General features: G+C 66.4%; 8 protein-coding genes and 1 pseudogene. 4 read left to right on the top strand and 5 right to left on the bottom strand.

What is annotated here, in order from left to right:
• Positions 1-3: 3 nt before the first annotated feature.
• A complete protein-coding gene (locus Q8O26_RS18260; protein WP_305578204.1) occupies positions 4-1,110 on the top strand; it encodes a TRAP transporter large permease in 1,107 nt (368 codons plus the stop codon).
• Between the two features lie 276 nt (positions 1,111-1,386).
• Here Q8O26_RS18260 and Q8O26_RS18255 read toward each other — a convergent pair whose 3' ends face one another.
• The 4 genes and pseudogenes from Q8O26_RS18255 to Q8O26_RS18240 form a co-directional block, all read right to left on the bottom strand.
• On the bottom strand, positions 1,387-1,722 hold the full coding sequence (locus Q8O26_RS18255; protein WP_305578203.1) for a methyl-accepting chemotaxis protein: 336 nt from the start codon (positions 1,720-1,722) through the stop codon (positions 1,387-1,389).
• Between the two features lie 308 nt (positions 1,723-2,030).
• A pseudogene (locus Q8O26_RS18250) lies at positions 2,031-3,494 on the bottom strand (PAS domain-containing protein); the annotation flags it as partial.
• A gap of 65 nt (positions 3,495-3,559) precedes the next feature.
• The gene (locus Q8O26_RS18245; protein WP_305578201.1) at positions 3,560-3,925 is read right to left on the bottom strand and encodes a hypothetical protein; all 366 of its coding nucleotides are present in this window, start codon (positions 3,923-3,925) and stop codon (positions 3,560-3,562) included.
• Between the two features lie 102 nt (positions 3,926-4,027).
• The gene (locus Q8O26_RS18240) at positions 4,028-5,716 is read right to left on the bottom strand and encodes a methyl-accepting chemotaxis protein (protein WP_305578199.1); all 1,689 of its coding nucleotides are present in this window, start codon (positions 5,714-5,716) and stop codon (positions 4,028-4,030) included.
• Positions 5,717-6,373: 657 nt separating this feature from the next.
• On the opposite strand from Q8O26_RS18240, the gene Q8O26_RS18235 reads away from it, so the two are divergent.
• The 3 genes from Q8O26_RS18235 to Q8O26_RS18225 all read left to right on the top strand — a co-directional run bounded on the left by Q8O26_RS18235 (position 6,374) and on the right by Q8O26_RS18225 (position 11,262).
• A complete protein-coding gene (locus Q8O26_RS18235) occupies positions 6,374-7,585 on the top strand; it encodes an efflux RND transporter periplasmic adaptor subunit (RefSeq protein ID WP_305578197.1) in 1,212 nt (403 codons plus the stop codon).
• Between the two features lie 9 nt (positions 7,586-7,594).
• On the top strand, positions 7,595-10,747 hold the full coding sequence (locus Q8O26_RS18230) for an efflux RND transporter permease subunit (protein WP_305578195.1): 3,153 nt from the start codon (positions 7,595-7,597) through the stop codon (positions 10,745-10,747).
• A gap of 161 nt (positions 10,748-10,908) precedes the next feature.
• On the top strand, positions 10,909-11,262 hold the full coding sequence (locus Q8O26_RS18225) for a hypothetical protein (protein ID WP_305578193.1): 354 nt from the start codon (positions 10,909-10,911) through the stop codon (positions 11,260-11,262).
• Between the two features lie 92 nt (positions 11,263-11,354).
• Here the strand turns inward: Q8O26_RS18225 and Q8O26_RS18220 are convergent, their stop codons facing one another.
• Positions 11,355-12,236, bottom strand: a complete 882-nt coding sequence (locus Q8O26_RS18220; protein WP_305578191.1) for an alpha/beta fold hydrolase — start codon at positions 12,234-12,236, stop codon at positions 11,355-11,357.
• Positions 12,237-12,238 lie beyond the last annotated feature (2 nt).

The following is a 12,238-nucleotide window of genomic DNA, read 5'->3' as shown; positions in this document are numbered from 1 at the left end:
GCGATCCCCTTCTTCATCCTGGCCGGCAACCTCATGGATGTCGGCGGCATCTCCCGCCGGCTGGTCGATTTCGCGAAGTCGATCGTGGGCGGCATCCAGGGGGGGCTGCCCGCGACCTGCGTGCTGACCTGCATGATCTTCGCCGCGATCAGCGGTTCGTCGGTTGCGACCACCTTCGCAATCGGCGCGATCATGATCCCGGCGCTGGTGCGCGCGGGGTATCCCGTGCCCTTCGCCGCAGCTCTGCAGGCGACCGCCGCCGAACTCGGCGTGATCATCCCGCCTTCCATCCCGATGATCCTCTACGGTGTCAGCACGCAGACGAGCATCCCGGAGCTGTTCATCGCGGGCTTCGGTCCGGGCCTCCTCATCTCCGCCGCGCTGGTCGCGACGGTGCTGATCTGGTGCCGCATCAAGGGCTGGGGCAAGAACGATGGCGATGGCCGCCTGCCCTTCCTGGTGGCAACGAAGCAGGCCGGCTGGGCGCTGTTGATGCCGATGGTGGTGTTGGGCGGCATCTATGGCGGGATCACCACGCCGACCGAAGCCTCGGTGGTCGCGGTGGTCTATGCGATCATCGTCGGCGTCTTCATTCATCGTGAGATCCGGCTGTCCGACCTCTACCCGATCTTCAAAAAGTCGGTGATCAGTTCCGCGGTCATCATGTTCATCATCGCGGCCGCGACTCTGTTCTCCTGGCTGCTTAACCGCCAGGGCGTGCCGGACATCGCAGCAGAATGGCTGGTGAAGACCTTCGACGATGCGAACTCCTACCTGCTGGCCGTGAACCTGTTCCTGTTCGTGGTCGGCATGTTCGTGGAGACCTCGGCCTCCATTATCGTGCTGGCGCCGATCCTGGCGGAAGCCGCGCAGCGGCTGGGCATCGACGGCGTCCATTTCGGCACGATCATGGTGGTGAACCTGGCCATGGGGATGATCACGCCGCCCTTCGGCGTGAATCTCTTCGCTGCCGCGCAGGTGGCGGGCACCAGCATCGACAAGATGATGCGCTATCTTCCCGTCTTTATCGGTGTGATCTTTGCCTGCCTGATGGTGTTGTCCTACGTGCCGTGGATCACGCTGGCGCTGCCGACGCTCGTCTTCCGGTGACGGGAGTGACCCAGGTGACAGGCCCGCACCGCTCACCGGCCAAGGCGTCACCCTCATGCTCGAGCACCTCATCGCCATGGCGGAGTTCGGCCCCACGCTCTCGGAAGTGGCGCGCCTTGTTTGAATAGTTTTTCGGCCGCCGATAAGTGATTTGGCCCTCGGTTGCGCCGCAGCCGGGATTGGCTGCGGCGCGCTGCATCGCAGTGGGAGAGCCGCCAAAGCCGGCGCGCGAGGCTCGCGCCGGCAGGATGCGTAGTCCTTGCCGCAGCCGCCGGGTCAGGCTGCCTGCACTTTGAGGCTTTCGAGGGTCTCGGCCAGCACCCCGATCCGGTTGCGGCTGGTCTCCAGCAAGGCGGAGATCTCGGAGGACGAGGACGATGAGCGCGCGGCGAGCATCTTGACCTCCTGGGCGACGACGGCGAAGCCTTTCCCGGTCTCGCCGGCACGCGCCGCCTCGATGGTCGCGTTGAGCGCCAGCAGGTTGGATGTTTGGCGATCGTCTCGATGGCGCTGGTGATGGCGCCGATCTGGTCGGCCGAGCTGAGCACTTCTGCGAGAGCCTGATTCGTCTGTTCCATGGCGCGGCGTCGGTTGGTGATGTCGACAGCGCACATCAGGATACGCTCCGGCCGGCCCTCGATGTCGTTGAGGACCGAGAAGATGGCTTCCAGCCAGACCACCTCGTTACCGCTGCCGGGCCAGGCCAGTTCCCGCCGCACGGCCTCGCCATGCATCAGACGGCTGCGATCGGCTTCGGCGAGCAGGTTCTGAAGGCCGATGGCCGGCCCGGATGTGACGCCCCGACCGTCCAGAAAACGGTTGGCCATGATCAGTCGGCCGTCGCTGATGGACCATTCGGCAAGGGCGTTGTTCGCGCTGATCGAATCGATCTGGGCGGTCTTGGCGAGCGCTGCCTGCTTCGTCGGGGTGATATCGGTCTGGATCGAGACATAGCGCTCGATCTGGCCGGTTGTCCCGAAGACCGGGTTGATCGCGAGCGAGTTCCAGAAGGGCTGGCCGTCCCGGCTGTAGTTGAGGATCTCGCAGTAGAAGGGCTCGCGTCGGCTCAGGTGCTCGGCGATGGCCGCGCGGGTTTCGGCGCTTGTCGCCTGGCCCTGGAGCAGGTCGCCGGGCTTTCGTCCCTTGACCTCCGCGGCCTTGTAACCGGTCGTGCGTTCGAAGCCCGGATTGACGTATTCGATCATTCCCGCAGCATCGGTGATGATGACCGAATTCGAGGTCTCGTTGGCGACGAGGGACAGCAGGTGAAACTGCTCGCGCCGCTGCACGTCCTCGGTGATGTCCGAGGCGAACTTGACGATCTTGATGGGCTTTCCGTCCGGCCCGAGCACGGGATTGTACGTCGCCTGCAGCCAGATGCGGCGTCCGTCCTTGCCGCGCCTGCCGAACTCGCCCGACTTGAACTCGCCACGGCCGAGTGCCGCCCAGAAGGCCGCATAGGCCGGGCTGTTGCCCTCGCTCTCATCGGCAAACAGCCGGTGGTGGCGCCCGACGATCTCGTCGAGCCGATAGCCGACACAGGCGAGGAAGATCTCGTTCGCTTTCTGGATCGTTCCGTCGGGTGCGAACTCGATCACCGCCTGTGAGCGGTCGATCGCACGCAGTTTGCCGACGGCATCAAGGCCCCGCATCTTCTCCGCGGTGATGTCGGACGCGAACTTGACGATCTTGATCGGCTTTCCGTCTGGACCGAAGACCGGATTGTAGGTCGCCTGCAGCCAGATCTCGCGGCCGCCCTGCGCCAGGCGACGGAACTCGCCGGACTGGAATTCGCCGCGGCCAAGAGCCTGCCAGAAAACGCGGTACGGGGCCGTGTCTGCAACGTCCGACGGCATGAAAATGCTGTGATGCCGGCCGATGAGCGCTTCGGGAGCATAGCCTACGGCGGCGGCGAAATTGGCGTTCGCGGCGAGAATGGTGCCATCGAGATCGAACTCGATCACCGCCTGCGAACGGTCGAGCGCCGCGATCTTGCCGGCATCATCGGTACGCGCCCGCTTCAGGTCGCTGACGTCGGTGGCCAACTTCACGACCCGGACGACGCGGCCCAGCCAGTTCTTGACCGGCGTGTAAGTGGCCTGGATCCAGACTTCGCGGCCATCGCGGGCGACGCGGCGGAACTCGGCCTGCTGAAAGCGGCCGGCGGCGAGGTTTGTCCAGAAGGCGCGGTAGGCCTCGGTCTCCCGCTCGCGCGCATCGACGAAGATCGAATGATGGCGGCCGCGAACCTCGTCGAGCCGATAACCCATGACAGAGAGAAAGTTGGCATTGGCGTTCACGATGGTCCCGTCAGGACGCAATTCGACGACGGCCTGCGATTGATCGATAGCATTGAGCAGCGGACGGAAGACCTTCGGCAGCATACTATTCTCCATTTGCGAAGTGTAAAATACTGGTAATTGTGTACATCCTCAAAAGTTAAGCTGTATTATCTATTGAATGAGGCAAAATGTCGCAACATATCACGCAGATGCGCCAGTATAGAGCAAAAGCGACGCGGTAAATGTCTATGGTCGGAGTGAGGTAATCTGTCGTGTGGGAATGCGGCGCTGGCCCGCTCGGCATCGGCGGCATTGCAGGCCGCCTGCAGGCCCGTTTCCGGATGGTTGCCGGAGCAAATGACGCAGTCGCCGGGCGCAACCTGACGCGCGATCGCGATCACCCGGCGCTTCTCGGAACTGTCGGGCAGGAAGTTCTCACCGGCATGGCCGTGGATCAGCAGGCCGCGAATGCCCGGCCGGCTGGCGATGGCCTCCGACCGATTGATGCTGCTTTTGGCGCTCCTGCGGAGCACCGATAAGGCGGGGTGTCCCGGTGATGTGGCCGCACGGCCAAGTTCCGGCCGGGCCCGGTCCGGGGCCCGGCTTAGCCTTCAGACAGGAGTTGCGAACGGCCGTCAGGCCGCCCGCACCGTCGCGAGGAACGTGTCGACCTGGGTCTTGAGCCGGCTGCCCTGCTGCGACAGCTCCTGGGAAGCCGAGAGCACCTGGGCCGAGGCAGAGCCGGTCTCGACCGCGCCCTGGTTCACTTCCACGATGGAGGACGCGACCTCGACGGTCCCTTTCGCCGCTTCCTGGACATTGCGAGCGATCTCCTGGGTCGCGGCGCCCTGTTCCTCCACTGCGGCTGCGATGGCGGTCGCGGTATCGGCAACCTCGACAATCGTCGTCCCGATGGACCGGATGGATGCCGCCGCCTCGCGTGTCGCCGTCTGGATGGCAGCGATCTCGGCGCCGATCGCATCGGTGGCCTTTGCGGTTTGCCCGGCGAGGGCCTTCACTTCTGACGCAACGACCGCGAAGCCCTTGCCAGCCTCGCCGGCCCGTGCCGCCTCGATCGTGGCGTTGAGCGCGAGCAGGTTGGTCTGCTCTGCCACGGCAGTGATGAGCTTCACCACCTCACCGATCCGCCCGGCAGCGTCCAGGAGTGCCGAGACCTTCGCATCGGTGGCCTTCGCCTCGGCGACCGCGCCATTCGCTTTTTCCGTCGAGTGCATGACCTGGCGGGCGATCTCGTGGATCGACGACGTCATCTCGTCGGTGGCGGCAGCCACCGCCTGGACATTGCCCGAGGCCTGTTCGGAGGCCGCAGCCACCATGCCCGACTTCGCCTGCGTCGCCTCGGCGGTGCTGGTCAGGGTGCCCGCGGCAGCCTCGAGTTCGGCCGAGGCCGAGGTCACGGTCGAGACGATCTCGCTCACCGACTTTTCAAACTCGGACACCGCGACGGCGACCACGTTCGCACGGCGCTCCTTGGCGGCGCGCTCGGTCGCCTGCTCGGCTTCCAGGCGGCGGCTTTCGATCAGGTTCGCCTTGAAGGTCTCCAGCGCGCCGGCGAGCTTACCGATCTCATCCTGTTGCCCGAGCGCCGGGACGGTGACGGTCACATCGCCGTCGGCGACCTTCAGCATGGCGCTGGTCATGGCACCGAGCGGCCGCGTGATGAAGCCGATGACGAGCCATGCAGTCAGCGCCAGGCTCAGTGAACCACCGATGGCCAGCGCCGCCATCATCATCCACGTCGCTTGCGAATAGGCGGAAGCGGCCGCCTTCACGGCATCTTGCTGCCGAATGGAAGCACGCTGCTCGAGACCGCGCAGGACCTCGCTGATCTGCGAGATGACCGGCGCGGTGGTGAAGGCGATCTTGCCAGCATCGTCGTAGGCCCCGTCACGCGACAAGGTTCGAATCTTTGACGCTTCGGCCAGGTGCTGCGCCGCCAGCCGGCGCATTTTTTCTGCGTCCTCACGGCCCACCGACGTGCGCGACGTCTGCTCGAGTTGGGTGACCTGGACCAGGAACCGCCGATACTCGTCGTTGAGGGAGTTCTCGAACGTTTCCCGCTGCGAAACCGGCATCTCGATTGGCAGGAATTCCACCGCGCGCGCATAAGACAGCAGGTTGGCCGTCGCCCGCCCTCCCGCCTCCACCCGTGTGGCAGAGGCCGCGACTTCGCGGGTCGCAGCGTCCATGGTCGCGAAATTCCAAAAGGCGAGCATTGCCACGATCACAGATGTTGCGAGGAGAAGTGCGACGGCCGAGAATATCTTGGGAGCGATAGACAGATTACGAAGAAGGCTTTGCATGATCGGTCGCTTCTGTTCTTTCAGGGTAGCCGCACCATTTCACGCAGTAAGCGCTGCAATATGGAGCTGGATGCCGCATTTTCGCGGCTGCGCTGCGCCGTTGCAGCAGTGGCTCTAAAAGGCACGAATTTGATTAAAAATGACTTTGCGTAATGTCGTGAAATCCACGGCAATGTGAGGGTGGGTTAAAAGCAGGCAAGCATCTGATTAGAAAGGGGTTTTTGTGTTTTCTCGTCCGCTTGCGGGGCTCCTGCAAGTCTGCCATGCGGTAGGGGCGGGGGAGGTCATGACGAGGGCCCTATCGTGCCGGACGCGAGGACAGTGCGTCGCAAAAGATCGTGATCGGGAAATGGCTCGGTCCCCAGGCGGCAATGCATGCACAAGTGGCCCACCGGAGCACCATCCGGCGGGGTTGCCGCCCTACGATCGTGAAGCGGCCGATTTGCTCCGCTGGCAGTGGCCTTTTCGACGTGCCCGATGACGAGGCAGCCGGTGGCGGCATTGCGCCTTCCCGGGCCGTCCGTGCACAAATCCGCGTCAGGCCCAGGCGACGGTCACGGTTTCCAGATGTCCTGCCTCGGAAACTGGTTGACGCTCGGGGGAAACTTCCCAGTATCCCCCGCAGGTCCGAACCCGTCAGTTTGCGAACGAGGCTTCATGTCACGAATTTCCGGAGCAAAGCCGCTGGGCGCCGTGCCCCGTCGGGCTTCTCCAGGCCGGCCGCTCGGGATCCTGGCGCTCGGCGCGATCCTGATGGCCTCGGCAGGCTGCAACGACCAACCAACGCGCGCCGCCGCGAATACTGCTGCGCCGGCCCCTGTCGCGGTGACGGTCGTGACGCTGGAGCGCCGGGCAATCCCTGTCAACTCGGTGATGCCCGGCCGAACCGCGCCCTACCGCGCGGCTGAGGTCCGTCCGCAGGTGGGCGGTCTGCTGCGCGAGCGCCATTTCGCCGAGGGCGAAGCGGTGAGGGCCGGCCAGTCCTTGTTCCAGATCGATCCCGCACCCTTCGAGGCGGCGGTGCGGCGCGCCGAGGCGGCACTCTCCCGCATCGAGGCCGCCGAACAGGCCGCATCGAGCATCGCCAACCGCCTGCGCACTCTGGCTCGGGCGCAGGTGGTGAGTGAGCAGAACCTCGAGAATGCCGAGGCGACGCTGCGCCAGACCCGGGCCGACATCATCTCGGCCCGCGCGGCGCTCGAGACCGCGCGCATCGACCTCAACTATACCCGCGTCGCCTCGCCCATCGACGGGCGGACGGGCCGTGCCACGGTGACGCCGGGCGCGCTCGTCACGGCCAACCAGATCACCGCGCTGGTGACCGTCACGCAGCTCGATCCGATCTATGTCGACCTCACACAACCCAGCGCCGTCCTCTTGCAGCAGCGGCGGGACGTGGCGAGCGGTGTGCTTCGCCGTGACTCGGCGGACCGCGCTGTGGCGCGGCTGCTGCTGGAGGACGGCTCCGAGTATCCCCACGCAGGGGAGGTCCAGTTCTCCGAGGTGATCGTCGACCAGGGCACCGGCTCGGTCACGGTGCGGGCGGTGTTTCCCAATCCAGACCAACTCCTTCTCCCCGGCATGTTCGTCCGTGCCCGCGTCGAGGAGGGCGTGACAGACCGCGCCATCCTCGTCCCGCAGCGCGCCGTCCTGCGCACGCCGCGCGGCGAGCCCATGGCCTTCGTGGTCAACGCCGAAGGGGTGGTCGACCAGCGCGTGCTGCGCGCCAGCCGCACCGTCGGCAACGACTGGCTGGTGACGGACGGCGTCGCGGCCGGTGAGCGCGTGGTCATCGAGGGGCTGCAGCGCATCCGCCAGGGCACCCGTGTCCAGGCGAGTGAGCGCCCCGCCACTCCGGCCGGGACCTAGAACCGCGCCATGGCTCGCTTCTTCATCGATCGACCGGTCTTCGCCTGGGTCATCGCCATCGGCATCATGCTGGCCGGACTGCTGGCCTTGCGCAACATGGCCGTCGCGCAATACCCGGCCATCGCTCCGCCCGCCATCTCCATCAATGTCGTGTTCCCCGGCGCATCGGCCGAGACGGTCCAGACCACGGTGGTGCAGGTCATCGAGCAGCAGCTGAGCGGCATCGACAACCTGCTCTATTTCGATTCCCAGACCACCAAGGACGGCGCGGCACGCATCCAGCTGACCTTCGCGCCGGGCACCAATTCCGACACCGCCCAGGTGCAGGTCCAGAACCGCGTGCAGCTGGCCGTTCCCCGTCTGCCGCTGACGGTGCAGCAGCAGGGCCTGCGCGTGGTCAAATCCTCCGGCAATTTCCTGCTCGTGGTCGGTTTCATATCGACCAATGGCCGGATGGAACGAACGGACATCTCCGATTTCCTCGTCGCCAATGTGCAGGACCCGATCAGCCGGACCGCCGGCGTCGGCGACTTCCAGGTCTTCGGCGCCCAGTTCGCCATGCGCATCTGGCTGGACCCAGCGAGACTGATCAATTTCGGGCTGACGCCCTCGGACGTCGCCGCCGCTGTGCGGGCCCAGAACGTGCAGGTTTCCAGCGGCGAGATGGGTGGGCTTCCGGCCGTGTCCGGCCAGCAGCTGAACGCGACCATCGTCGGCCCCTCTTACCTGCAGACCGTGGATGAATTCGGGGCCATTCTGATGCGCGTCCGCCCCGATGGATCGCAGGTGCGTCTGCGCGACGTCGCGCGCGTCGAGATCGGCGGCGAGAACTACTCGATCACGACGCAGCTGGACGGCAAGCCGTCCAGCGGCATCGGCATCCGTCTCGCCAGCGGCGCCAATGCACTCGACACGGCAGCGGCGGTCCGCGCCACCATCGACAGGCTCCGCCCCAGCTTCCCGCCGGGGCTCGACGTCGCCTATCTGCAGGATACCACCCCCTTCGTGCAGCGCTCCATCAGGAGCGTCATCATGACGTTGCTCGAGGCGGTAGCCCTCGTCTTCGTGGTGATGTTCGTGTTCCTGCAGAACTTCCGCGCGACGCTGATCCCTACCATGGCGATCCCGGTGGTCCTGCTGGGCACCTTCGCGGTACTCCAGGCGCTGGGTTTCAGCGTCAATACCCTGACCATGTTCGGGCTCGTGCTGGCCATCGGCCTGCTGGTCGATGACGCCATCGTCGTGGTCGAGAATGTCGAGCGCGTCATGGCGGAAGAGCATCTCTCCCCGCTGGAGGCCACGCGCAAGTCGATGGACCAGATCACCAGTGCCCTGGTGGGCATCGGCCTGGTGCTCTCGGCGGTTTTCCTGCCGATGGCCTTTTTCGGCGGATCGGTGGGCGTCATCTACCGGCAGTTCTCGGTGACCATCGCCACGGCCATGACCTTGTCGGTCCTGGTGGCGATTTTCTTCACGCCGGTGCTCTGCGTCTCCCTGCTGCGGCCGCACAAGCCGGGCCAGGGCACGCGCGGCGTTTATGGCTGGTTCAACCGCGGCTTCGACCGCATCACCCGCGGCTATGTCGGCGGCGTTCGCGCCAGCATGCGCCGGCCGGCGCGGATGCTGGTGATCTACGTCGCCTTGCTCGGAGCCCTCGGCTACAGCTTCCTGCGCCTGCCCGGCGGGTTCCTGCCGAATGAGGACCAGGGCATCGCATTCGCGCAGGTGACCGCGCCCCCCGGCGCAACCGCGGACCGCACCCAGCGCGCTCTGGACGAACTGGGCCGTTATCTGCGTGAGGAAGAAGGCGCCGTCGTCGACAATTTCTTCGCGATCAACGGGTTCAGCTTCGGCGGCCGCGGGCAGAATTCGGGGCTCGGTTTCATCACATTGCGCGATTGGGATGTGCGGCCCGGGCCGCAGAACAGTGTCCAGGCCCTGACGGAGCGGGTCAACGCGCGCTTCGCGCGCTATCAGGACGCCCTCATCATCGCCTCCGCTCCGCCAGCGGTGCGCGAACTGGGCAACGCCTCCGGCTTTGCCCTCCAGCTCCTCGACCGCGGCGGTCTCGGCCACGGGGCGCTGATGGCCGCGCGCGACCAGCTGCTGCGTCTGGCGTCGGCCAGCCCGGTGCTGGCGCGGGTGCGGGCCAACGGCCTTAACGACGAGGCGCAGTTCCGCCTCATCGTGGACTGGGAACGCGCCAGCGCTCTCGGCCTGTCCGTCACCGAGGTGAACTCCACGCTGGCCACCGCCTGGGGATCGACCTACGTCAACGACTTCATGGATCGTGGGCGCGTCAAGCGGGTCTTCATGCAGGGCCAGCCGGATGCCCGCATGGTGCCCGGCGATCTCGACAAATGGTTCGTCCGAAATTCCCAGGGGCAGATGGTGCCCTTCTCCGCCTTCGGTCGGACGGAGTGGGAGTTCGGCTCGCCGCGGCTCGAGCGGTTCAACGGCATCGCCTCGCGGGAGATCCAGGGCCTGCCAGCCGCCGGTTTCACCACCGGTCAGGCCATGGACGAGATGGAGCGACTGGTATCGCAACTGCCCGGCGGCTTCGGCTTCGAGTGGAGCGGCATCTCGTTCCAGGAGCGGCAATCCTCCGGCCAGGCACTGGCGCTCTACGTGCTTTCGCTCCTGGTGGTGTTTCTGTGCCTGGCGGCGCTCTATGAGAGCTGGTCGATCCCGACCGCCGTCCTGCTGGTGGTACCGCTGGGCGTGCTGGGGGCGGTGCTCGCCTCCCTGTATGGCGGCATGGCCAACGACGTGTACTTCCAGGTGGGTCTGCTGGCTACGATCGGTCTGACCGCGAAGAACGCCATCCTGATCGTCGAGTTCGCGCGCGAGGGGTTCAACCGCGGCCTTTCCCTGGTCGAAGCTGCGGAGGATGCGGCGCGCCAGCGGCTGCGGCCGATCATCATGACGTCTCTCGCCTTCACCCTCGGCGTCGTTCCACTCGCCATCGCCAGTGGCGCGGGCTCGGGCGCGCAGAATGCGATCGGCGTCGGTGTGATCGGCGGTGTGGTCGCGGGCACGGTGCTCGCCGTGCTGTTCGTGCCGGTGTTCTTCGTCCTCGTACTCCGCATCTTCCGCGCCCGTCGGCCGGGCGAAGTCGCGGGGGCCTCCGCGCCGGTCCGGACCGTGCCCGCAGGCGAGTAGCCGGGCGGGGCGCGCCATCCCGCGTCATCCGCTCAGGCGTCGGCGCCCCTCCGGGAACCCTCACTCCTGCCCGGCGTTCCTTTTCCGCGAGCGCCGCAATCGCTGTGGGGCCGAAGGGAGGACGCACGATGCCGGCAGGACAGAGCAGCGGAACCGGGGCGATGACCGAACTCGACGACGAGAAGGTGAGGAAGGACGACATCCTCAGCAATCGCGACAAGGCGCAGCGGCGGCCTGGACAAGGCCGGGACGGCAAGGGCCTTCAGGTCGATGAATACAAGGACAACCCGGCCAATCGCCGGCCGCCGCGCGACGAGGGGCAGTCAGCGTCGGAACGGACGTCTGACGAACGCCCGTCCAAGGACAGCTCGCAGGACGATGCCGGTACGCCGGAGCCCGTCGACCGGCCCGGCTTCGATCTCGGCGGATCGACCGGCGAGACGGATGCCGGCAAGGGCCTCGGCCTCGGCGACGACGCCAGGGAAGATCGAAAGGGCTGGGGCCTGCCGCGATAGGGCCAGCGCGATCGGGCGGGAAAGGCTCGGGGGAGTGATGCCTGCCCCGGCTGCCCGGAATCACGGCGCCGGGCCCGCAAGAGTCCGGCCGGCTATGGTCCCATGCCGGCCGCTTTGCCGGGAACATCCGGGCGCTCGCCCGCCATGCGCAGCTTGATCTCCCCGAGCCATGCAACGATGCACGTGATCGCTTCCGGTTCGTCGAGGAAGGGGACGTGTCCGCGACCTCTCAGTTCGGCGAAGGCCATGTCGGGCCGCCGCCGCCGCATCTCGGTCGCCGTCGCCTTGCTCAGGACGTCGGAGGCCTCGCCGCGGATCAGAGCCAGCGGCAGGCCGTCGCAGGCTTCGAAGAACGACCAGAACTCGGGCAGAGGCTGGGCCATTGCGGCCTGTACCGCGTCACGCAGTGCAGGATCGTAAGTGAGCCCGACGGCCCCCTCGCGCTGGACGAAATGGCGCACCGTCTCCTCGGCCCACCGGAGGTCCGGCACGTCGACGAACCCCGGCATCACCGCCGGGAGACGATCGGCCACTTCGTCGAGGGTCGCCACTGCCGGCTCAACGCCGACATAGGTGGCGATCCGCTCCAGTCCGGCGCGTTCGAGGACGGCCCCGACATCGTTGAGGCAGAGCCCCAGCAGCCGGTGCTTGGCCATGGCGGCGATGACCATGCCGATCAGGCCGCCGCGCGAGGACCCGATGATCGCGGCCTGTGCGAGGTTCAGGTGATCGAGCAGGGCGAGGACGTCGCGTGTCTCCTGCGGGACGGTGTAGGTATCGGGCCCCGTCCAGTCCGACTCCCCGCGCCCGCGGCTGTCGAGCCGGATCAGGCGGACGTCGTGGGGGAGGCGCCTCACCAGATAGTCGAAATCCCGTCCGTCCCGCGTCAGGCCGGCCAGTGCCAGAAGCGGCAGTCCATCGCCTTCGTCGCGATAGGCCAGCCTCGCTCCGTCCTCGGCCCGGAACCTCTCCATTC

The sequence above is a fragment of the Phreatobacter sp. genome, assembly GCF_030691135.1.
Lineage (GTDB): Bacteria > Pseudomonadota > Alphaproteobacteria > Rhizobiales > Phreatobacteraceae > Phreatobacter.
The sequence above is the reverse complement of the archived record's forward strand: the minus strand, read 5'-3'. Positions and strand labels throughout refer to the sequence as shown.

Coding starts and splice junctions, on each gene's coding strand:
- Q8O26_RS18220 (WP_305578191.1), bottom strand. CDS start 12,236: ATGGAGAGGTTCCGGGCCGAGGACGGAGCGAGGCTGGCCTATCGCGAC.
- Q8O26_RS18235 (WP_305578197.1), top strand. CDS start 6,374: ATGTCACGAATTTCCGGAGCAAAGCCGCTGGGCGCCGTGCCCCGTCGG.
- Q8O26_RS18230 (WP_305578195.1), top strand. CDS start 7,595: ATGGCTCGCTTCTTCATCGATCGACCGGTCTTCGCCTGGGTCATCGCC.
- Q8O26_RS18240 (WP_305578199.1), bottom strand. CDS start 5,716: ATGCAAAGCCTTCTTCGTAATCTGTCTATCGCTCCCAAGATATTCTCG.
- Q8O26_RS18225 (WP_305578193.1), top strand. CDS start 10,909: ATGACCGAACTCGACGACGAGAAGGTGAGGAAGGACGACATCCTCAGC.